This is a genomic window from Reyranella massiliensis 521, assembly GCF_000312425.1.
Classification (GTDB): domain Bacteria; phylum Pseudomonadota; class Alphaproteobacteria; order Reyranellales; family Reyranellaceae; genus Reyranella; species Reyranella massiliensis.
Window position 1 is genome coordinate 1,583,690 of the sequence record NZ_HE997181.1, and the last position, 19,529, is coordinate 1,603,218.

Consider the following 19,529-nt stretch of genomic DNA (forward strand, 5'->3'; position numbering starts at 1 on the left):
ATTGGGGGGGGGCGGGTTGGTCAGCGAGAAAACGGTGGAGATGAACCTCACAGCGGAATGGATGTGGGTACTTGGATCTTGCTTCCAGAGGAATGTAACTGTTTGGGCTCCGTCTCCGAGGGAGGAAGCCAAGGCCGGGTTTGATGCGAGTATTGATGTAGCGGGCTTTTCCTTGCTCGTGCAGTACAAGGCGGCTAAGTGGAGTTCTCGTTATCAAGAATGGCGCTTTAAGCTCAACGAGACGAAAGGCCAAGATCAGCATGCAAAGTTAGTCGCACATGCGAAGAACGGCACGCCTACTTACTACGGCCTGCCACTCTTTGATGACTACGCGACGATCCGGAATAATGCGAGAAACTTGCTTGGCTATCGGGTTTCCGCTTGGATCAATGTTGCTTCCTTGCCTATACCGAATAATGGCATTGGAAAGCACCAACTAGGTATCCGTCCGAGCCAGCCATATAAAGTTAGAGTCTATTCGGAACCAGTCGAAGTCGAGGTTGACACGTCGATGGGAGGCCTGCTGACGCACGTCATAAATGCTTCAGGACAGAGATGGCCAAGTGGCTGGAGAGCTGACGAACCTACGCGCGACACGCCGCCTCCACCACCGCCTGAAGATGGTGGTGAAGATGGTGAAGGAGAAGATGAAGGCGGAGGGTCAGGCTTGGTGGGCTTTCACATTCGCTGATGCTTCGCAGCCTCTAGCCGAGCTAGAATTATCGAGCCGACCGCAGCCCAGAGCGCATCATCATCCGATCCATCGAGCTGGATTCCACGTCGTTCGATTAGATCAAGTAGGTCATTCGACGGCTGGAGCACCGAGGCCATGCGTCCGCAGATCGAAGCCGGTCTGGTCGGACCTTTGACGAGGATTCCCAGCGCGACCAACTCGCTGATTCGGGGGCGAACGTAGAGCACACCTTCATGGATGGTCAGGGCGATCTCATCTCCGACCATCGGCGTACCGATCAGCGCGACCAGGGTAATGCTGATCATTGTGTTGAGTCTACGTTCGGGGTCGCGATCCACAATTCGTGCTGCGATCTCAGACGCGCCAAGGGATTTGAAACCGGCTGTGGCCGGATAGTTATCTGCCATTGATTTCATCTCCGTTTAACAATGACGACCCAACCACGAGCGCGTCTAGAGATACTTAGGCCAGGTACTTCAAAACCCGGGAAAAACCGATCAAAAACAAAGACCCCGCCAGTCCTGATGGATGGCGGGGTTCAATCGTGGCTGGTCAGGCCGGGACAGGACGGAGATGAACCTGTCTTCAGCACTATGTAGGGTCGGAGTGAATCCGCTTCAACCGATCAACCGATCAACGGGATCAGATAGGCGATGATCTCTCTCGCACCTTTGTAGCCGGGCTTCAACCGAAGTCGTCTTACAGCCGTACGGGGCCGTTCGAGATTCTGATGGGACTGAACGAGAGCGGCAAAGTCGATCCCGGGCGTCGTTGGATGTCGCCGGTGAGGTCGGCTGTTAATGGGGGCGGGCTGGACTGGCTTGGCCTTCGTGGGGCGTTTCAAGCCGATGGTGATGTAGCTGAAGATTGAACGATCTCGGATCGACCGGATCAGGGTAGGCTTGACACCGTAGCGCTGGGCTTCGATGCGGGCTGGAGCTGTCGAGGTGTAGATCGATCTGATCTGATCGTCGGTTAAGTGGATCACGATCTGCTTCGATCTGGGAGGGGTCTTGGAGGTCGGAGGCTTGGGTCTTCTGGGTCGGCCTCGACGCCGAGGACTAGACCTCGCGTCTGGAAGGTCGGCTGTGATCCTGCGGGCCACCTGACGGCGCTGGATGAGACTTATCAGCGATGGGGAGACGGCGTATCGCTCGGCTAGCGCTGAATGGGTTTCGTTCGAGACGAAGATGGTTCGGGTCTGATCGGGTGTGAGCTTGATCTGAGTCATCGATGTATTTGGGATCGATGCCCATTCGATTGTCTGGATCGATGTGCTGACCTCGTTCGGTCGGCTTCGCCTCCCTCCCTCGTGTATACACCAGCGATGGGACAAATCCGGCCTGTCCCATCATAGAAGATATAATACCTATTATTCTTTCTTCTGTTTCATACTTAAGTTTTATACTTAAGAATCATTATTAGTTAATAACTAGAGAAGAGAATAGAAGAGAGTATATCTTCTATGATGGGACAGGCGGGATTTGTCCCATCGCTGGTGTATACACTTTGAGCGAGCCCGACAGGGCGAGCGATCATCCAGACAGCCGACATCGACCATCGAACGAAATCTGTTCGCGACCTTGAACTGGACCGTCGATAGCTCCAGCTTCGATAGAGCATCGGATTTCTTCATCGACCCTAAATAGAGGGTGATCGCGTCGGCAACACGATCAGTACAGAGATTCTCCAAGGCGAGCCTAGCTCGTCACGAATGGGGCTCCAGTTCCGGGAAGTTTTAGCCGACGCGACCGAACTGGAGCCCCTTTTACGTTTGGAGAAGATCGATATGGAGATCGTCGGCAAGTTTATTCAATTGAAGCGGGACGAGGATTGCGACCTCATTCAGTGGTACCTCAGTTTGAAGACCTTCAAGCCCGAGCCCGAGGAAGCCACCATCCATGCGAGGATGCGCAGCGCAGTTGATGGCTTCGACCGTGTCGGCCTGATGAAGCTGGTGGATGCGCTCTGGGCGTCGTTTATGGACCCGGACCGGGACCTATGGGCGGATCGATTTCATCGGGTGGCTGACCTCCACGAGGAGTTCGTCAGATTTTTCGACTGCGCGCCACCGCAGTGGATGTACGACCTCGAAGCGCGCAAGTCCGGTCGCGTCCAGTACGCTGATATCCACCATATGCATCGGACCAAGGTTCAGGCTCAGCTCCGACATGAGGCTGTGGTCAGGATCGCTGGCGAGCGCGGGATCGCTCTAGACCTGATTGGCTACGTAGCCCCTGAAATTCACCTCCCAGACGTGCAGAGGACCATCGATGCCCGGAAGCAGGCTGAGCGAGATCGTAAGAGGGCCTACCGGGTTAAGAAGGCGGCCGACAGAGAGAAGGGCCGGGGACAGGTGGCGGCGATCCCGGCCGAGACGACCGAGGCCATGCTTAGGGCCAAGCTTGCGGCGGCCTACGCGACCATTGAGACCCGGGACCGGCAGATCGCCAAGTACAAGTCCGAGGCCCATCTCCAGCCCGCTAGGGAGGAGGCTGCGATCATCGCGGTCATCGAGAGTGCCCCGCTGGTGAAGCAGGTCGCTCGAATGGAGAGCCAGATTGAGGACCTCACGGAGCAGCTCGCTGAGGCGAACCAGCGTCTGGCCGATCAGAGCCAGACGACGCGCGCACAGAGGGTGCACTACGAGGCCGAGATCAAGAGTCTTCGGGCCGAACTCGCCAAGCGGGACAAGCTCAGCGAGGTGATCTCAGCTCGGGCTCGCGATCCGCTCGGCCTCAACACAGGCCGGAGGAACTAGCGATGAGCCAGATCGACCAGCTTGAGGCCGACCTAGACCAGTTGCTGGCCGACCAGCGTCGGCTCCGTGAGGAGCTGACGGCGATCCTAATGGAGCCGGAGCAGGACGATTACGAACGTGCCGCGATCTCGAACCCGACCCCGACCGAATAAGCGTGGGTCCACCAGTCATGTTCGGCCATCGAAGTGGGCTCCGCTCTAAGCGCGATCAGGATGGCCTCGTTCAGATCATAGTCGGGTCCGGCCTCGATCAGATCATCATCAGCGTCGTAGAACCTGAGCCCGAAGCCAGTCTCCTTCCATCGATAATCGGCGACACCAAGCCGATCTTCTGAGGTGATCAGTACCATCAGTTCGTACTGGTCCTCGGGTACCGGCATGATCTTGATCAACGCATCGAGACCGGCCGACAAGCTCAGCGCCATGTGATGGGTTCGGTCGTTCGGGATCAGCCGCATGATGTCCTCCTTCGGTTGTACCGATCCCGGCATGAGTCGGAACGGGGGACACTTAAACGTATACAGATTTGAAGAGGAAATTCGCAATTTTGATTCAAATCGGAACTTGTATACGACTCAATGTAAGCCGACTGAGCCGGTTCAATGTGCCTTAAAGGCGACCAGATGTCGGGACGCGCCAGACTAGGGCAGAAACGTAACTCTGACTTGGATCGGAGTAGTGGGTGAATGGAGGTCGATCCCGGCTGCCTTGGCTGGCTTCAACGGAGTGCTGATCTCTCGGATTAGCTCGATGCAGCGATCACCACAGGTCGCATCGATGTTGATCACGTTCGTAAATTCGAGGGTGAAGATCAGCATCAGCCAGATCGCGAACCCACACACTGTCATGATGACGAATCTCGTGAGGCTGAAATTCTTGGCCTCCTCAAGTAGTCCCTTCAAACGCTCGAACACAGGTTAAACCCTCAGAACCGGGTCAACCCCGTCTCGTATTTACCTGCGTCGGCCAGCCCGAAGCCGTTCGAGGGCACTCCCATGGGCACGACCTGCAGTCGAGGACTGCACTCCCCGGGTTCGACGATCAAAATTCCCATCGATGACCACTCCGGCGGGAAGCTGCCGGAGATGTAGAATCCCGAACGCAGCCGCATCGATCCAGTCGTTCTTCCGCTTCCCGATCAAGTTGTGCGGGAAGTCCCGGCACTGTTCGATGAATTTGGTATTCCGGATGGAGCTGTGAATGTGAAACCGAGCCCGATTGATGTACCGCTCCAAGCTGGCCCGAATGCGAACCTCCTTGGGGAGCTTGTTGTCCTTCTCGATCACAACGATTCCCGGAATGTGGGTGTCCGGCTCTGAGCGGTCTTCGGCGATCATTCGAATTTCCGCACCCATCGCTGGGTTCACGTTGGTCTCGACTACGATCTTCGTGATGCCGTAGCCCTTCATAATTCTGAGGATCGCTCGAATCTGAGGTTTCCATCCCTCGTGATCGATAGCCGGTAACTTCGAAATGTGGTGGAGGAACGTACGGTCATCCTTTGAGCGGGCCACAATGGCCGCCACAGAATCGTCTGACTTCTTCTGGGCCTTTGAGGGGTCCCACGCCGCGAGGGCATCGACGATGTCGAACTGACCGATCTTCGCCTCAGTTCTGGTCGAACCCCAATCATCGTCCCCAGCGCGTCCCGACCAACCCCGGGTGATATTCTGGGAAAGTAGGGGATCAGAATACTCATGGGCGAGGTCGATCTGAAGACCGCCCGCATTCATATCGACGAACCTCAGGAGGAATTGGGATTCCCACTCGGAATCCGGAATTGCATCGGCTCCGGTCCGGAGATTGGCGATATACTCCGAACCACGCATTTCCGGCCACGCGTAGAAGACGTTGTCCTCGTCCTCGGTGAGAATCGGGACGACCATTGCCTCGATGTTCTCAGCGTCTTCCAGCATGGGCTTGTACATGCTTGCAGCACCGGCATGAGGCGTACCGATATAGGTGATTTTCGGCGCGATTGAACGAAGCTGGGAACGTCGGGTCCGAATGAGGTCACGACCTTCTTCGGTTCTCGAACCCTCCAGTGTCTCAAGATCATCTGCGAATATCAGATCGGCGTGCAGTCCGACGATGTCGCCCTTAAGGGATAGTGCCTGTACCGAGGGATTCGGCAGCGTCTTCGAGCGGACCACTGTGAAGCTGGTCCGCCTCCAAAGCTCATCCATCTTTCCCGGAGGTACGAGATGCTGGCAGAGCGGGTGGTTCTCGATCATCCCCCGCACGAATCCAGCATTCTTGTTGGCTAGCGTCTGGCTAGCGCTCAGCATGATGAAGCTTCGATTCGGGTCCCGATAGAGGGACCATGCGATGAACAGCGAGATCAGCCAGCTCTTCGCAGCCTCTCGAAAGCACATCAGAAGCCGGGTGGGTTTGCCTTCGGTGGCTTCGAGCCATCGGGCCATCCGAACATGAAGCTCCGGAGTGGACTGCCCGAGATGCAAATTCCACATCCGCAGGAAAGTCGGAAAGTCTACGAGCCGTTCGAGAGCGGGTTTGGCCGCGGCCTTCTTCCGGACGCTCATTCAGGTTCGTCCGGGTCGCTCCCTACAGCGTGGGGGATATTCACATCATCGTTGGTGATCTTTCGGAGTGTCTTGAGTTCGGGTACTTTCTGGCGACCTTCCACTGCTTCTAGGAGTTCTTCGGCAAGTCGAACTCGCTTGGCGTGTTCGTCATCGGCCTCAGCCAGTTCTGCCTTCTGACGGGGCTGGATCATCAAATCCATCATCATCGTAAGCAGACGGAGCTTCGCTGCTTTGCGATTGTCCCGGGCTAGCCCTGCATTGTCCGACTTCGCCGCTTCGGCCAGCCATACTTCTCCGGCATCCCGACGCTTCACATCGATCTTGAACGGGCTCCGATGTGGCTTTGCGAGCGCGCGAAATTCTGCGATCTCGTTCGACCACATCTCATCGATGACTTCTTGGAGTTCGGCGACCTTGATAGGGTCGCGATTCATAAGATTGTATTCGTGTTTACGGACTGACATGCCGATATTTATCGGCGTAGGCTCAATCGATAAGAGCGAAGCGGGGGAGGGCGTGATGGGAGAGGCGCCACCGCCACCAGTTCGTACTCAGACTAGCCATACGCCGATATGGTGGTAAGCTAGATGCGTTTTAATCGCGATTGAGACCTACTGATGGCAACCGATTTCAGCGTCGCACTTGCGCCTGTGGCGACGCCGCATAAAGCGAAACGGCCTATTGTTCGCCCTGTATCGCAAGTCTCACTGGAGCTAGTCGGCTCTGACGCCTTTGTTCAGGCGATTTCAGAGTGTGTTGCGTGGATCGCCAAGAGAGCCAACGCGAGAATTCCCAGTAATGCGTTTTCCGGTGAGCCCTTCGATCTGACTGATGCCGAAGGGGCACATTGGGCAGCAGCGGCAAGAATAGCTGGAGAAGATGCTTCGGTTTGGGCGGCACGCTTGGACTTCCATGACAAGACCGTGCCTCAGCGAACTTGGCTTACTGAGATATCGGTTGGTCGTAATCAAACCACAATGCGATTCGGCGCGCGGTTGACCAATGTAACGCGAGGTGAGGATCGGGCCTTTACCCCAAGCATTCCGGGAATCGTTAAGCAGCTTGCGGATCGAAGAGTTGCTTATCTCGATGGCCGTCTACTGAGCAATCGGCCAACGATAGTTGCAGAGACAACCGACGGCTATTTGGGGCTTCTCGATTTTCTTGAGGACAAGCGCCGACAGGCCAGCCTCATCTTGATATCACAGAATGAGCACGGCACGTCACTACTCGATGCCGACGACTTAGCGAGTCAACTTTGCGGTGCTGCTCATGTCGCCGTAATCACACCAAACGTAAGTCGGCAACTCACGAAGGACGTAGGGCGAGCATTCTCCGTATACAATGGAGCAGTTCGACATTGTAAGCCGGGATTGAGCTTCGATGAGAGCAATCCATTTGACCATGAATTGTTTCTTTGGCGGCACGGTATCAGCGAAGCGCAGTTGTTGGACCGCATAGTGCGGTCGGTGCTCCAAGGCACCTTTACACGACCTGACGCGGACGTAAGCGCTCTACGCTTTGAGCAAGTGCGACGGGCATCGCTAGTTTCTGAAGCCTCGCGACATGTGTCTTCTACGGCGACGGCGGAAGACATAAAGGCAGACTTGGCTGAGCAGATTAAAGCTATCGAGGCACAGGCCGCTGAAGATGCGGCAGCTTCGCAACAGTTACTAGACGAAGCTGCAGCGGAGAAGAATGAAGCAGAAGCCAAACTCCACGCGGCCCGAGACCAGAATGAGAAGCTTCGTAGTAGAATTGAGTGGCTAGAGCATGCTCTGAAACAGAAAGGCACTGAAGCTATTACGCCTTTGGAAAGCTATGACGATATTGGCGAATGGGTAGACACGCATCTTTCTGGTTCGATAATTGTATTGCCGCGCGCGATCCGTGAAACTGTGAAGAACGGTAATTTTCGAGACCTCAGTGCGTTTCAAGAGGCTCTTCTATTGCTCAAGGACTTTTATGTCCCCATGCGTCGCGGCAATGCTGAAATAACACGAGAGGCATTTGAGGCTCGATGCAGAGAGCTTCGGTTAGAAGAGAGCGCGTGTTTTAGTCAGCCAAACGACATCAAGGCGTTCTCTCAATATTGGGTTCCCTATGGCAGTGGAAAGCAAGCCTGTGACCGACATCTTAAGTATGGGGGCGGCACTGATCCGCGAAACATGTTCCGAGTGTATTTTTTCTGGGATGACGAAGAGCAGGTTGTTGTGATCGGTCACATGCCGACACATCTTCCAAATTGGAAGACAAACTGAATCTCAGTGGTTGTGGGGCAGCATGTCAGGCGTCGAGGGACAACCGGGCAAGCCCTATTGGCTCATGAGTATCGAGGATAGCGCCACACCATTGGCGAAGTTCGACGATCTAGAGCAAGCTATCCTGTACGCAGGGGAGCTGCGACTCCCAGACGGCACAAGGCTCCGGGCAGATCGCCGATACGTGATCCGGGACCGCGGGCGCAAAATCGTGTGGCCGCCTGAACTTGCAGAGAAGTGAAGTAGCATCAGGGACTGGTAGCGATCAGCGGTGTGGCGACAGTAGGATAATCCCGTTGCGACCGCACGGGCCGCACGGCGGTAAAGGGCTTGGGGGGACAGAATGGACAAACGAATTGAAGAACTGACCGCCAAGCTGGATCAGTTGCACGCGAAGAACGAAGCCCTGCATTCCATCGTGGCATTACTTCTGGGCTGGGAGGACAAGCGGAACCCGCTCGTGCTGAAGAGCTTGAAGATGCTGGCTGCGGGCGATGTGCCTGAACTTGTCCCCGACCGCTCAGTGCTTCCCTCGGACCTCACTCCGGATCAGCGCGAGCAAATCGAGGCCGATCTGACCAAGCACCGGAAGGCAACCAAGATCGCGACAATGGAACTCGCGACGACCTATTCGCTCTTGCTGGGGCAGGGCAAGCGGTAGTCCCGTAACCCGTAAATAGATCGCTGTGGTGGTTCAGCCGCGAGGTTGAGCGCCGAAGTGTGAGGTCGCAGGGGTTACTACCGGGTGTCTCAGTCGTTCGTGTCTGCCTGCGGAGGGGTAAGCCCAGCATGGTCCACGGCGATACGGGTCCGGCACACTGTTGCGGCGAGCCCTCGTGAGGCTGGGACTGCGCTCACTGCTGAAGGTCCCCGTGGGATGGCGATTCGCGTCGCCATCCGCCCACAGCCCAGACGACGGCATCCTCCCTGTGGGTACTGCGGTAGAAATCCTACGGCGGTCGAATCCCTGATCGGATTAGGTCGGAAGCTAGTTCACTTCGACTTTGCACTCATCACAACTGATCTTGGTCGAGTGTCCGTAGCCGGTGTCCTTGGTGATAGTGAAGCCCGGCGTCGTCTCAGCGTCAGACATCCGTCCGCCCATGTAGGGGGAATCGCCCTCCTTATAGGTGAACGTGCCGAGCGCACCGCACTTCGGACATTTCAGGTTCTCGTGGATCGTTTCCCAAGCCATCTGGCTATCCTTTCAGACCGCCTGCGACAATCTGTCAAGCGTAGAACAAATCGTAGAACATTCTGTAGAACAGCCATGAAAAAAGCCCCGAAAATGGGGCTTTCTGGCGGATGGCTGGGGGACCAGGATTCGAACCTAGACTAACCGGGTCAGAGCCGGTTGTTCTACCGTTAAACTATCCCCCAACGGCCCGGTGACGGGCGGGTCGGGCGCACGATTTAGCGATGACCGGCCGAAATGGCAAGCGGCGCTCGCTCCCGGGCGTTTCATAAGTTACCATTCGGCCAAAGAAAGAGTTTTTGATGGCCGGGGATTCCAAGCCACAGGGAGGCTGGCACAGCGGTCGGTTCGCGCACACTTTTGCCGCCATAGATCTCGGCACCAACAATTGCCGGCTTCTGGTGGCCAGGGCATCGGTCGAGGGTTTCGAGGTGATCGATGCCTATTCCCGCCCGGTTCGCCTGGGCGAAGGGGTGGCGCTGAACGGGACGCTGTGCGGCGATGCCATTGAGCGCACGTTGCATGCGCTGGGCGTCTGCGCGGCCAAGATCGAACGCAACAGCGTGACGCGCGCCCGTCATATCGCCACGGAAGCCTGCCGTCGTGCCTGCAACGGCGAGGACTTCCTGGGCATGGTGATGGAGCGCACCGGCCTGCGCTTCGAGGTCATTGCGCCGGCCGAGGAAGCACGGTTGGCGCTCGCAAGCTGCGAAAACCTGCTCGATCCGGCGGTTCCTTTCGGCCTGCTGATCGACATCGGCGGTGGATCGACGGAAGTGAGCTGGGTCCACGTAAAGCCGCGCAACGACCGGCAGGGCGGCGTCGCGACCGAGCTGATCGGCATGACATCCGTGCCGTGGGGCGTCGTTACCCTCACCGAAGCCTGCACCAGCGGTCAGCCGCGCGAGCGGCCGCTGACTCGCGCCTGCTACGACGACATGGTCGAGCGTATTCGCGCCGACCTCCGGCAATTCTGCGCCAAGTATCAAATCGGCCCTGCCATCGCCCGAGGTGAAGTCCAGATGGTTGGGGCCTCGGGCACTGTGACGACAGTGAGCGCGCATCACCTGGGCCTGAAGCGCTATAACCGCACCATGGTCGACGGCTCGCGAATCAGCCGCGATCAAATCCTGCGTATTTGCGACGAGCTTTCGGTGATGTCGGTGAACCAGCTTACCCATTTGCCCTGCATTGGCGACGATCGTGCCGACCTGGCCCTGGCCGGTGGCGCGATCCTCGAAGCGGTGTGCCGGCAGTGGGCCGCGCCGACGGTCCGCGTGGCCGACCGCGGCCTGCGCGAGGGCGTGTTGATGGATCTCATGCGTCAGGCCGATCGGGAAGCCGACCCTCTCTGCCGACGGGACAACTGAGCATGGCCCGTGATTCCAGCGGCGGCCGCCCCACCGGGAGCAAGCCGACCGGCCGGCGCGCCACGGTGCGCGTGAAGACGGCACGCGGCCGCACCACCTCCTCGCAACGCTGGCTGCAGCGCCAGCTCAACGATCCCTATGTCGCCGAAGCCAAGAAGCGCGGCTATCGCTCGCGCGCGGCCTTCAAGCTGCTGCAGCTCGACGACCAGTTTCGGTTCCTGAAGCCCGGTGCCCGCGTCGTCGATCTTGGGGCAGCCCCTGGCGGCTGGACCCAGGTCGCCGTCGAGCGCGTGAAGGCTGGGGCAAAGGCGGGGAAGGGCGTTGGCGTCGTGGTGGGCATCGACATCACGCCTGTCGAGCCGGTCGCCGGTGCCACGGTGCTGGCCAAGGATTTCTACGACGAGGATGCGCCGGCCGAGTTGACGGCGCTTCTGGGCGGGCCGGCCGACGTCGTGTTGAGCGACATGGCTGCTGCTGCCACAGGCGAGACTCAGGTCGACCATCTGCGCATCATGGGCCTGGCAGAAGCCGCCCATGACTTCGCACGGCAGATCCTGAAGCCCGGCGGCACGTTCGTCGCCAAGGTGCTGCGCGGCGGTACGGAACGGACCCTGCTCGACCTGCTCAAGAAGGATTTCACCAAGGTGCGGCACGTGAAGCCCGAGGCAAGCCGGGCCGATTCAGCGGAAATGTATGTCGTCGGCACGGGCTTCCGCGGCTGATTGCCCGAGGATCGGGGGCCGTCACCACAGTATAGAAGGCCGCTGCAATGGTTTGTGCTGGGCGTGAGCAATGAAGAAGTTTCTGGGTAGTGTGCTGCTGACCGCGATGTCAGTCGTGGTCTGCGTGGCTTTTGCCGAACTGGCGACGCGGATGATTGACGGTCTTCCGTGGTTCGCAGCAGATCTGCCTCCCGTAGGCGGTACCGAAGGCACCGATACGACGGCCAACCATCTCGGCAATCTTCCCAAGGCCGACGGTGCCACCCCGACACTCTACGCCAGCGATCCGCCGCCGTTGCCCAACCGCACCAAGGCGCCACAGGAATGGATCGACCTCGAAAGGGCGATCGTCAGTGGTACCGCCCAGGGCGGCGCCAAGACTGGCAAGCATCGCTTCGAAGACTGGGACATGTTCAAGGCATGGAACTCGGTATTTGTTGGCGATGACGTCTGCAAGCACTGGTATCTCAAGGGCGCGCCGGGCCAGCTCTGGGTCTACGATCCGCCCGATGGCAAGGCACGGCCGGTGTTCCGTTTCTTGCCCAACGTCACGACGCCGCGCGGCCTCGTCACCAACGAACTGGGGTGGCGCGGCCCGCCGGTCCAGGCAGCGCGTCAGCCCAAGACGATCCGGATCGTATTCGTCGGCGCGTCGACCACGGCGGAGGTGCACGGCTATCCTTATTCGGGGCCCGAGTACATCCAGAACTGGCTGAACCGCTGGGCGGCGGCGAAGCAGCTCGACGTCCGTTTCGAGGTGCTGAATGCCGGCCGCGAGAGCCTGCAATCGGCCGATATCGCCGCCGTCGTGAAGACCGAGGTGGCGCCGCTCCGGCCGGACCTCGTCGTCTACTACGAAGGCGGCAACGAACTCGATCTCTCCACGGTGGTAAAGGAAGTGCCCAAGGGCGTGCCGCAGCCGGCCGGCAAGCTGGCACGCTGGTTGCGCGAGGCCGCCAAGCATTCGGCGCTGGCACGGCGGCTGGAAGCGGTCACCGATGGTGGTGAATGGCCGAAGCCCGACTATCAGCTCACCTGGCCTGCCGGTGTCGACGAGAAGAATCCGGACCTGTCGCGGGGCGACCTGCCGGTCAACCTCAGCGGGATCCTGCGCAACCTCGACTCGATTCGCGAGGACGTGACCAAGGCGGGGGGCGAGCTTGCCGTTTCGTCGTTCAGCTGGCTGGCCAAGGACGGGCTCCAGCTCGATGCCAACCGGCACAAGCCGCTGGTCGAGGGGCTGAACGTGCGTCTGTATCCGTATCGTTACCGGGATCTCGAACGGATGACGAAGTTCGAGAACCTCGTGTTCGAGAAGTATGCCGCCGAGCACAAGCTGCCGTTCATCGACGTCGCGGGCTGGATGCCGCACGATCCGGAGCTGTTCAGCGACGCCTTCCACAACACGCCGGCCGGTGTGAAGCTCAGGGCCTGGATCATGTTCCTGCAGCTGGTTCCTCTTATTGAAAAGAAGCTGGCGCTGGGCGAATGGCCAAAACAGGCGGCCGAGATGGGCGTGGCGCAAGCTCCTTTCGCCGTGGCGCCGCGCAAGATCACCTTCGATTGCAGCAACGCACCCGACGTCGAGCGGCCCGTCGGGGACCAATAGGCCGGTCCGGCGTAGGGGTTCCTGTGCATAACGGACCCGCGCTGCCGGACTTGGCTTGGGCGCGGCAGTGTGTATAAAGGCTCGCCAACCCGGCGGCCCTCTCCCGAGGGCCGCCGTTTTCTTTTCTCCATTTGGAGGTTGGCATGCAGATTCAGGAAGCGCTCACCTTCGATGACGTCCTCCTGAAGCCCGCCGCCTCGGCAGTCTTGCCCGGCCAGACCGATACGCGGACGCGCCTCACCCGGACCATCGAACTCAACATCCCCTTGATGTCCTCGGCCATGGATACGGTTACCGAGGCTGCCATGGCGATTGCGATGGCGCAGGCCGGCGGCATCGGCGTCATCCACAAGAACCTCGACGCCGAGGCGCAGGCCAACGAGGTGCGCAAGGTCAAGAAGTTCGAGAGCGGCATGGTGGTGAACCCGGTCACCATCCACCCCGAGCAGAAGCTGGCCGACGCCTTGGCGTTGATGGAAACCCATCAGATCTCGGGCATTCCCGTGGTCGAGCGCGGCAACGGCAAGCTGGTGGGCATCCTGACCAACCGCGACGTGCGCTTTGCGACCGACAGCAACACGCCGGTCCATGCGCTGATGACCAAGGACAAGCTGGTCACTGTCCGCGAGGGGGCCACCAGGGAAGAGGCCAAGCGCCTGCTGCACCAGTACCGGATCGAGAAGCTCCTGGTCGTCGACGACGCCTACCGCTGCATCGGCCTGATCACGGTCAAGGACATCGAGAAGGCCAACAAGTTCCCCGGTGCCAGCAAGGACGAGAAGGGCCGCCTGCGCACCGCCGCGGCGACCGGCGTAGGCGAGGACGGGCTGCGCCGCGCCCAGCTCCTGATCGACGCCGAGGTCGACGTGATCGTGGTCGACACCGCGCACGGCCATTCGCGCGGCGTACTCGAAGCCGTGACCAGGGTGAAGAAGCTCAGCAACTACACCCAGATCATGGCCGGCAACGTCGCCACCCGCGAAGGCGCGCAGGCGCTGATCGATGCTGGTGCTGACGCTGTCAAGATTGGCATCGGGCCGGGCTCGATCTGCACGACACGCATGGTGGCCGGCGTCGGCGTGCCGCAGCTCACCGCCATCATCGAGGCGGCCGAGGCCTGCCACGCCGCGGGGGTTCCCGCGATCGGCGATGGCGGCATCAAGTACTCCGGCGACCTCGCCAAGGCGATTGCCGCGGGTGCGGACTGCGCCATGATCGGCTCGCTGCTGGCCGGCACCGACGAAGCGCCGGGCGAGGTGATCCTCTACCAGGGCCGTTCCTACAAGTCGTACCGCGGCATGGGGTCGATCGGCGCGATGGCGCGCGGCTCGGCCGACCGCTACTTCCAGCAGGAAGTGCAGAGCACCTTGAAGCTGGTGCCCGAAGGCATCGAAGGCCGGGTGCCCTACAAGGGCGCCGTGGGCAACATCCTGCACCAGCTCGTCGGCGGCCTGCGCGCCGCGATGGGCTACACCGGCAACGGCACCATCAAGGACATGCAGAAGAACTGCCAGTTCCTGCGCATCACCGGCTCCGGCCTGCGCGAGAGCCACGTGCACGATGTCGAGATCATGCGCGAAGCGCCGAACTACCGCGGCGGCATGTGACCTGAGATTTTGTCGAGCGCGTTCCTGATCGTCTGGGCGATCAGGGCGTTGCCGGCCTCGTTCATGTGCCACAGCACATAGAGCTGGCGGGGGTTCGGCGTGGCTGCCATCGCGTCGTAGCTGTCGAGCGTCGCCAGCCCGTTTCTGCGCGCACAGGCCAGCAGGCCCGAGGTGAGCCGGCGTTGTTCGGCGGCGAAGGCCGGGTTGTCCCACACGACGGGGTCGTACTCCGCGACCAGCAAGACGGGCGCCCCGTTGGTTTTCTGCACGTCGGCCAGCCGCTCTGTCAGCGCACAGGCGATGCGCTCGCCGGTGCCGGCAGGATGCACGCGGACATGGTCGCCGAACCAGTTGTGCAGCAGGTCGAGGCGGCGCAGCACGAAGTCGAACAAAAGCGAGTAGCCCAGCGTCCGCTGCCAGAAGGTGAGGGTGGTCCGGGGATCGGCGCGCGGCGGCACCGGCACATTGCGCAAGGTGGCCGAGTCGCCGTCGATATCGAAGTAGGGCTTGTCGGCGCTCCACAGGCGGCGCATTTCGGTGCGGCGAATGTCGTCGGCGATGAAGGCCACGACCACGGCCTCGGGCCGGTAGAAGGGCACCAGTGCTTCCGCCCTCAGCACGATCTGGTCGAAGCCGTAGCCGCTCACGCCGGCATTGAGAACCTGCCGGCCGATGAGGCGCTGGAGTTGCGAAGGCCAGGTTTCGGCGTCGTTCACCTCGTCGCCGAAGGTGAACGAATCGCCCACGGCGAGAATGGGCGCCGGACTGCCGGCCGGTGGTGCACCCGTATGGCGCAGGCCGCCGGCTTCGATGGTGATGCCCGGCGCGGCATAGCCTGCGCGGGGCAGGTAGCCCAGCCGGTCATCGTGGATGTAGCGATTGGAGTCGCGCCCGGCCAGGACCGTGCGTGCATCGAGCACGAAGTTCGGCCAGGAAAAGAGGTAGTCCCAGGACCAGGCACGCAGGCCCAGTTCGAGCAGGCCGAAGCCCACCAGGATTGCGACCAGGACCATCGTGATCCGGCCTGGAAGGCTGGAACGGGCCCTTGGCGTCGAGGGCGGCCCCGGCTGCGGCGGGCGGGGACGTTGCGCGTCGGGCGTATTCATCGTAGCGGCATGCTTTGAAAGGAAAAACGGACGTGACACCAGGCGCGCGGGTTGCCGCCACCATAGAACTCCTCGACGAAATCGTCAGCCGATCCGAGCGACCGGCCGATCTCGTCGCCAATGCTTTCTTCCGCGCGCGCCGCTTCATCGGCGGCGGCGACCGGCGTGCCGTGTCGGAACGCGCCTGGGGAATCCTGCGCCGCTACGGCCAGCTCACCTGGTGGCTCGAACGCACGCGCCATCCCGATCGCGGTGGCCGCGCCATCGTCGCGGCAGACCTGATGCTGGTCGAGGGCATGGGCATGCGCGACCTCGAGGCGATCTTCGACGGCGGCCGCTATCGGCCCTCGATGCTCGACGAGGCGGAATATCGTGCGCTGCGTCAGATGGAAGGCCACTCGCTGCCTCATCCCGAGCAGCCCGACTGGGTGCGGCTCAACGTGCAGGAGTGGGTGGCGCCGCATCTCAAGGAAGCCTACGGCGACGCCTGGGGCCGCGAGATCGCCGCCCTCGAAACGCCGCCGCCGGTCGACCTGCGCGTCAACCGTCTCAAGGCAAGCGTCGAGGAAGCGCGCGAGGCTCTGGCCCGCGAAGGTATCGATACCGAGCCGATGCGCTACGCGGCGAACGGCCTGCGGCTGCGCAAGCGCCTGTCGGTCGTTGCGGGAGACGCCTTCCAGAACGGCTTGGTCGAGATCCAGGACGAGGGCTCGCAGCTCGTCGCGGCGCTGGTCGATGCCCAGCCCGGCATGCAGATCGCCGACTATTGCGCCGGCGCCGGCGGCAAGACGCTGGCCATGGCGGCGGGCATGAACAACAAGGGCCGCGTCGTCGCGATGGACGTGCTGGAGACGCGGCTCGACCGTTCGGCGCAGCGCCTGCGCCGCGCCGGCGCCCATAACGTCGAACGCCGCGCCATCGATGCCGACAATCGCAAGTGGCTGAAGCGCCAGGCCGGTGCCTTCGATCGCGTGCTGGTCGATGCGCCCTGCACCGGAACGGGCACGTGGCGGCGCAATCCCGACGGACGCTGGACCCTGCAGCCGAAGGATCTGGAGGAGCTGTTGCCCAAGCAGGCGGCGATCCTCGACGCCGCGGCCCGGTTGGTGAAGCCGGGCGGTGGGCTGATCTACGCGACGTGTTCGGTGCTGCCGGCGGAGAACGAACACCAGATCGACGCCTTCCTCGAACGCCATCCCGATTTCGAGGCGGTGCCGGTGACGGCGATCTGGCGGGACGTGCTGCCGACCGAACCGCCGGCCGATCTCGAAGGCGCGCGCTTCCTGCGGCTCTCGCCGCTGAAGCACGGCACCGATGGCTTCTTTGCCGCGACCCTGGTGCGCAAGGAGCCGGCGAAGGAAACCGCATCGCAGGAAGCGCCCTCGCAGGAAGAGCCGACGCGGGAAGAACCGACGCCCGAAGCGCCGATCCAGCAGGAACCTGGCGTCGAGGAGGGCGCGTGATCCGCATCCGCCGCGCCGCGCGTGCCGACGCCGCGGCGATCGGACGGGTCCATGTCGAGACCTGGCAGGCGACCTATGCCGGCCTGCTGCCGGACGCGATGCTGGTGGCGATGTCGGACGTGCGTCAGTCGGCCTGGTGGTCGCAGCTCCTGGCCGATCCCGGCGAGGCGCGCGGCGTCTTCGTGGCCGACGACCAGGAAGCGGGCGTCGTGGGCTTCGGCAGTTGCGGCCCGATGCGCGATCCGCCCGAGGGCCTCGACGGCCGCGAGATCAAGGTCGGCGAGGTCTACACGCTCTACGTCGAGCCCGATTTCCAGAACCTGGGACTCGGCCGGCAGTTGCTGGCCGCCCTGTTCCGCCAGCTCAAGACCGACCGCTGCGATACCGCCGTCCTCTGGATGCTGGCCGAGAACCCGACGCGCTTCTTCTACGAGGGGCTGGGCGGCGAACGGGTGGGCGAGCGCATCGACACCCTGTCCGGCGTCGATGTCGAGGAAATCGCCTATGCCTGGCGTAATCTCGATGTCCCGCTGGTCCGCCGCCGGCTGGCCGACGACGCCTGAAGCAGGCACACCAATCAGGCACACCAACCATCCACACCGACAAATGGTTGCTGTGGCGGCCCCTCGCGCTTATATCGCCCCATGACCGACCGTTTGCTGATCGTTGATTTCGGTTCCCAGGTTACCCAGCTGATTGCCCGGCGCGTGCGTGAGGCCGGGGTCTACTGCGAAATCCTGCCTTTCCAGGCAGTCGACGACGCGAAAATCAAAGCCTTCGATCCGCGGGGGATCATCCTGTCGGGCGGCCCGGCCTCGGTCACCGAGGGTCAGTCGCCGACCGCCCATCCCGCCATCTTCACCGCCAAGGTGCCGGTCCTCGGCATCTGCTACGGCGAGCAGACCATGGCCAAGGAGCTGGGCGGCTCGGTCGAAGGCGGCCACCACCGCGAGTTCGGCCGCGCCGAGGTCGAGATCAAGGCCTCGACCCGCCTGTTCGACGGCGTCTGGCAGCCGGGCGACCGCAAGCAGGTCTGGATGAGCCACGGCGACCGCGTGACCAAGCTGCCGGCCGGCTTTTCGGTCGTCGCCACCAGCGAGAACGCGCCCTTTGCCGCCATCGCCGACGAGAGCCGCGGCTATTACGGCGTCCAGTTCCATCCCGAGGTCGTGCATACGCCCGACGGCGCCAAGCTCCTGCGCAACTTCGCCCTGAACATTGCCGGCGCCAAAGGCGACTGGACGATGGCGGCGTTCCGCGAGCGCGCCATCGCCCAGGTCCGCGCCCAGGTGGGCAAGGGCAAGGTGATCTGCGGCCTCAGTGGCGGCGTCGACTCCTCGGTGGTCGCCGTGCTGCTGCACGAGGCGATCGGCGACCAGCTCCAGTGCGTGTTCGTCGATCACGGCCTGCTGCGCCTCAACGAAGGCGAAGAGGTCGTGCGCCTGTTCCGCGACCACTACAACATCCCGCTGATCCACGCCGACGCCTCCAAGGAATTCCTGAAGGCGCTCGAGGGCGTCACCGACCCGGAGAAGAAGCGCAAGACCATCGGCGCGCTGTTCATCGACGTGTTCGAGGCCGAGGCCAAGAAGATCGGCGGCGCGGAGTTCCTGGCGCAGGGCACGCTCTATCCCGACGTGATCGAGTCGGTGTCCTTCACCGGCGGGCCTTCAGTCACGATCAAGAGCCACCACAATGTCGGTGGCCTGCCGGCGCGCATGAACATGAAGCTGGTGGAGCCGCTGCGCGAGCTGTTCAAGGACGAGGTGAGGGCGCTCGGCCGCGAACTCGGCCTGCCGGCCGATCTGGTGAACCGCCATCCGTTCCCGGGACCGGGCCTCGCCATCCGCATCCCCGGCGACATCACCAAGGAGAAGCTCGATCTCCTGCGCAGGGTCGACGCCGTCTATCTCGACGAGATCCGCAAGGCCGGCCTCTACGACGAGATCTGGCAGGCCTTCGCCGTCCTGCTGCCAGTGCGCACCGTCGGCGTGATGGGCGACGGCCGCACCTACGACCAGGCCTGTGCGCTCAGAGCCGTCACCTCGACCGACGGCATGACCGCCGACTACTACCCCTTCGACCACGCCTTCCTCGGCCGCGTCGCCAATCGCATCATCAACGAGGTGCGGGGGGTGAACCGGGTGACGTACGACATCACGAGCAAGCCGCCGGGGACGATTGAGTGGGAGTAGG

At 61.6% G+C, this 19,529-nt stretch carries 20 protein-coding genes and 1 tRNA gene; 12 read left to right on the plus strand and 9 right to left on the minus strand.

Annotated features, from left to right (window positions below; genetic code table 11):
• The first annotated feature begins 40 nt into the window (after positions 1–40).
• Complete coding sequence (locus BN60_RS30285) at positions 41–691, plus strand: hypothetical protein (protein WP_148283350.1); 651 nt, start codon at positions 41–43, stop codon at positions 689–691.
• Here the strand turns inward: BN60_RS30285 and BN60_RS07755 are convergent.
• Together BN60_RS07755 and BN60_RS31285 are read right to left on the minus strand one after the other, a co-directional pair.
• Positions 679–1,101 carry a hypothetical protein gene (locus BN60_RS07755; RefSeq protein WP_020695449.1) on the minus strand — a complete coding sequence of 141 codons (423 nt, stop codon included), beginning with the start codon at positions 1,099–1,101 and terminating at the stop codon, positions 679–681. The genes BN60_RS30285 and BN60_RS07755 overlap by 13 nt on opposite strands.
• A 218-nt stretch (positions 1,102–1,319) precedes the next feature.
• Positions 1,320–1,682, minus strand: a complete 363-nt coding sequence (locus BN60_RS31285) for a hypothetical protein (protein ID WP_215905888.1) — start codon at positions 1,680–1,682, stop codon at positions 1,320–1,322.
• Between the two features lie 786 nt (positions 1,683–2,468).
• Here BN60_RS31285 and BN60_RS07760 point away from each other — a divergent pair.
• Together BN60_RS07760 and BN60_RS30760 are read left to right on the plus strand one after the other, a co-directional pair.
• Positions 2,469–3,455 carry a hypothetical protein gene (locus BN60_RS07760; protein ID WP_148283351.1) on the plus strand — a complete coding sequence of 329 codons (987 nt, stop codon included), beginning with the start codon at positions 2,469–2,471 and terminating at the stop codon, positions 3,453–3,455.
• Between the two features lie 2 nt (positions 3,456–3,457).
• On the plus strand, positions 3,458–3,607 hold the full coding sequence (locus BN60_RS30760) for a hypothetical protein (protein WP_020695451.1): 150 nt from the start codon (positions 3,458–3,460) through the stop codon (positions 3,605–3,607).
• Here the strand turns inward: BN60_RS30760 and BN60_RS07765 are convergent.
• The 4 genes from BN60_RS07765 to BN60_RS07780 all read right to left on the minus strand — a co-directional run bounded on the left by BN60_RS07765 (position 3,565) and on the right by BN60_RS07780 (position 6,464).
• On the minus strand, positions 3,565–3,912 hold the full coding sequence (locus BN60_RS07765; protein WP_020695452.1) for a PB1 domain-containing protein: 348 nt from the start codon (positions 3,910–3,912) through the stop codon (positions 3,565–3,567). The two genes, BN60_RS30760 and BN60_RS07765, sit on opposite strands and share 43 nt — an antisense overlap.
• 183 nt (positions 3,913–4,095) lie before the next feature.
• Positions 4,096–4,368 (minus strand): hypothetical protein, encoded by a 273-nt coding sequence (locus tag BN60_RS07770; RefSeq protein WP_020695453.1) that lies wholly within the window; start codon positions 4,366–4,368, stop codon positions 4,096–4,098.
• A 39-nt stretch (positions 4,369–4,407) separates the two neighbouring features.
• Positions 4,408–5,997 carry a phage terminase large subunit gene (gene terL / locus BN60_RS07775; RefSeq protein ID WP_020695454.1) on the minus strand — a complete coding sequence of 530 codons (1,590 nt, stop codon included), beginning with the start codon at positions 5,995–5,997 and terminating at the stop codon, positions 4,408–4,410.
• Positions 5,994–6,464, minus strand: a complete 471-nt coding sequence (locus BN60_RS07780; RefSeq protein ID WP_148283352.1) for a hypothetical protein — start codon at positions 6,462–6,464, stop codon at positions 5,994–5,996. The genes terL and BN60_RS07780 overlap by 4 nt, the downstream gene beginning before the upstream one ends.
• 153 nt (positions 6,465–6,617) lie before the next feature.
• Between BN60_RS07780 and BN60_RS30290 the strand changes: the two genes are divergently transcribed.
• Together BN60_RS30290 and BN60_RS07790 are read left to right on the plus strand one after the other, a co-directional pair.
• Positions 6,618–8,261 (plus strand): hypothetical protein, encoded by a 1,644-nt coding sequence (locus BN60_RS30290; RefSeq protein WP_148283353.1) that lies wholly within the window; start codon positions 6,618–6,620, stop codon positions 8,259–8,261.
• A 343-nt stretch (positions 8,262–8,604) separates the two neighbouring features.
• Positions 8,605–8,922 carry a hypothetical protein gene (locus tag BN60_RS07790; RefSeq protein WP_020695457.1) on the plus strand — a complete coding sequence of 106 codons (318 nt, stop codon included), beginning with the start codon at positions 8,605–8,607 and terminating at the stop codon, positions 8,920–8,922.
• A gap of 327 nt (positions 8,923–9,249) precedes the next feature.
• Here BN60_RS07790 and BN60_RS07795 read toward each other — a convergent pair whose 3' ends face one another.
• Both BN60_RS07795 and BN60_RS07800 read right to left on the minus strand, forming a co-directional pair.
• On the minus strand, positions 9,250–9,456 hold the full coding sequence (locus BN60_RS07795) for a hypothetical protein (RefSeq protein WP_020695458.1): 207 nt from the start codon (positions 9,454–9,456) through the stop codon (positions 9,250–9,252).
• A gap of 111 nt (positions 9,457–9,567) precedes the next feature.
• Positions 9,568–9,641: transfer RNA gene (locus tag BN60_RS07800), tRNA-Gln, on the minus strand.
• A gap of 117 nt (positions 9,642–9,758) precedes the next feature.
• Here BN60_RS07800 and BN60_RS07805 point away from each other — a divergent pair.
• The 4 genes from BN60_RS07805 to guaB all read left to right on the plus strand — a co-directional run bounded on the left by BN60_RS07805 (position 9,759) and on the right by guaB (position 14,764).
• A complete protein-coding gene (locus BN60_RS07805; RefSeq protein ID WP_020695459.1) occupies positions 9,759–10,826 on the plus strand; it encodes a Ppx/GppA phosphatase family protein in 1,068 nt (355 codons plus the stop codon).
• A gap of 2 nt (positions 10,827–10,828) precedes the next feature.
• On the plus strand, positions 10,829–11,548 hold the full coding sequence (locus BN60_RS07810) for an RlmE family RNA methyltransferase (protein ID WP_020695460.1): 720 nt from the start codon (positions 10,829–10,831) through the stop codon (positions 11,546–11,548).
• A 70-nt stretch (positions 11,549–11,618) separates the two neighbouring features.
• On the plus strand, positions 11,619–13,157 hold the full coding sequence (locus tag BN60_RS07815; RefSeq protein WP_020695461.1) for an SGNH/GDSL hydrolase family protein: 1,539 nt from the start codon (positions 11,619–11,621) through the stop codon (positions 13,155–13,157).
• 143 nt (positions 13,158–13,300) lie between these two features.
• The gene (gene guaB, locus BN60_RS07820) at positions 13,301–14,764 is read left to right on the plus strand and encodes an IMP dehydrogenase (protein WP_020695462.1); all 1,464 of its coding nucleotides are present in this window, start codon (positions 13,301–13,303) and stop codon (positions 14,762–14,764) included.
• Here the strand turns inward: guaB and BN60_RS07825 are convergent.
• Positions 14,746–15,777, minus strand: coding sequence for an SGNH/GDSL hydrolase family protein (locus BN60_RS07825; protein ID WP_020695463.1), 1,032 nt, complete (start codon positions 15,775–15,777; stop codon positions 14,746–14,748). The genes guaB and BN60_RS07825 overlap by 19 nt on opposite strands.
• 125 nt (positions 15,778–15,902) lie before the next feature.
• On the opposite strand from BN60_RS07825, the gene BN60_RS07830 reads away from it, so the two are divergent.
• The 3 genes from BN60_RS07830 to guaA all read left to right on the plus strand — a co-directional run bounded on the left by BN60_RS07830 (position 15,903) and on the right by guaA (position 19,528).
• Positions 15,903–17,333, plus strand: coding sequence for an RsmB/NOP family class I SAM-dependent RNA methyltransferase (locus BN60_RS07830; RefSeq protein WP_020695464.1), 1,431 nt, complete (start codon positions 15,903–15,905; stop codon positions 17,331–17,333).
• Positions 17,330–17,896 (plus strand): GNAT family N-acetyltransferase, encoded by a 567-nt coding sequence (locus BN60_RS07835; RefSeq protein ID WP_020695465.1) that lies wholly within the window; start codon positions 17,330–17,332, stop codon positions 17,894–17,896. The genes BN60_RS07830 and BN60_RS07835 overlap by 4 nt, the downstream gene beginning before the upstream one ends.
• Before the next feature lie 81 nt (positions 17,897–17,977).
• Positions 17,978–19,528: a glutamine-hydrolyzing GMP synthase gene (gene guaA, locus BN60_RS07840; protein WP_020695466.1), complete on the plus strand. Its 1,551-nt coding sequence runs from the start codon at positions 17,978–17,980 to the stop codon at positions 19,526–19,528.
• The last annotated feature ends 1 nt before the right edge of the window (position 19,529 follow it).

Excerpts from the sequence above, each read along its gene's own strand:
- BN60_RS30290 (WP_148283353.1), top strand. The coding sequence starts at position 6,618 with ATGGCAACCGATTTCAGCGTCGCACTTGCGCCTGTGGCGACGCCGCAT.
- guaB (WP_020695462.1), top strand. The coding sequence starts at position 13,301 with ATGCAGATTCAGGAAGCGCTCACCTTCGATGACGTCCTCCTGAAGCCC.
- BN60_RS30760 (WP_020695451.1), top strand. The coding sequence starts at position 3,458 with ATGAGCCAGATCGACCAGCTTGAGGCCGACCTAGACCAGTTGCTGGCC.
- BN60_RS07790 (WP_020695457.1), top strand. The coding sequence starts at position 8,605 with ATGGACAAACGAATTGAAGAACTGACCGCCAAGCTGGATCAGTTGCAC.
- BN60_RS07815 (WP_020695461.1), top strand. The coding sequence starts at position 11,619 with ATGAAGAAGTTTCTGGGTAGTGTGCTGCTGACCGCGATGTCAGTCGTG.
- guaA (WP_020695466.1), top strand. The coding sequence starts at position 17,978 with ATGACCGACCGTTTGCTGATCGTTGATTTCGGTTCCCAGGTTACCCAG.
- BN60_RS07795 (WP_020695458.1), bottom strand. The coding sequence starts at position 9,456 with ATGGCTTGGGAAACGATCCACGAGAACCTGAAATGTCCGAAGTGCGGT.
- BN60_RS07755 (WP_020695449.1), bottom strand. The coding sequence starts at position 1,101 with ATGGCAGATAACTATCCGGCCACAGCCGGTTTCAAATCCCTTGGCGCG.
- BN60_RS07805 (WP_020695459.1), top strand. The coding sequence starts at position 9,759 with ATGGCCGGGGATTCCAAGCCACAGGGAGGCTGGCACAGCGGTCGGTTC.
- BN60_RS30285 (WP_148283350.1), top strand. The coding sequence starts at position 41 with ATGAACCTCACAGCGGAATGGATGTGGGTACTTGGATCTTGCTTCCAG.
- BN60_RS07810 (WP_020695460.1), top strand. The coding sequence starts at position 10,829 with ATGGCCCGTGATTCCAGCGGCGGCCGCCCCACCGGGAGCAAGCCGACC.
- terL (WP_020695454.1), bottom strand. The coding sequence starts at position 5,997 with ATGAGCGTCCGGAAGAAGGCCGCGGCCAAACCCGCTCTCGAACGGCTC.
- BN60_RS07765 (WP_020695452.1), bottom strand. The coding sequence starts at position 3,912 with ATGCGGCTGATCCCGAACGACCGAACCCATCACATGGCGCTGAGCTTG.
- BN60_RS07780 (WP_148283352.1), bottom strand. The coding sequence starts at position 6,464 with ATGTCAGTCCGTAAACACGAATACAATCTTATGAATCGCGACCCTATC.
- BN60_RS07825 (WP_020695463.1), bottom strand. The coding sequence starts at position 15,777 with ATGGTCCTGGTCGCAATCCTGGTGGGCTTCGGCCTGCTCGAACTGGGC.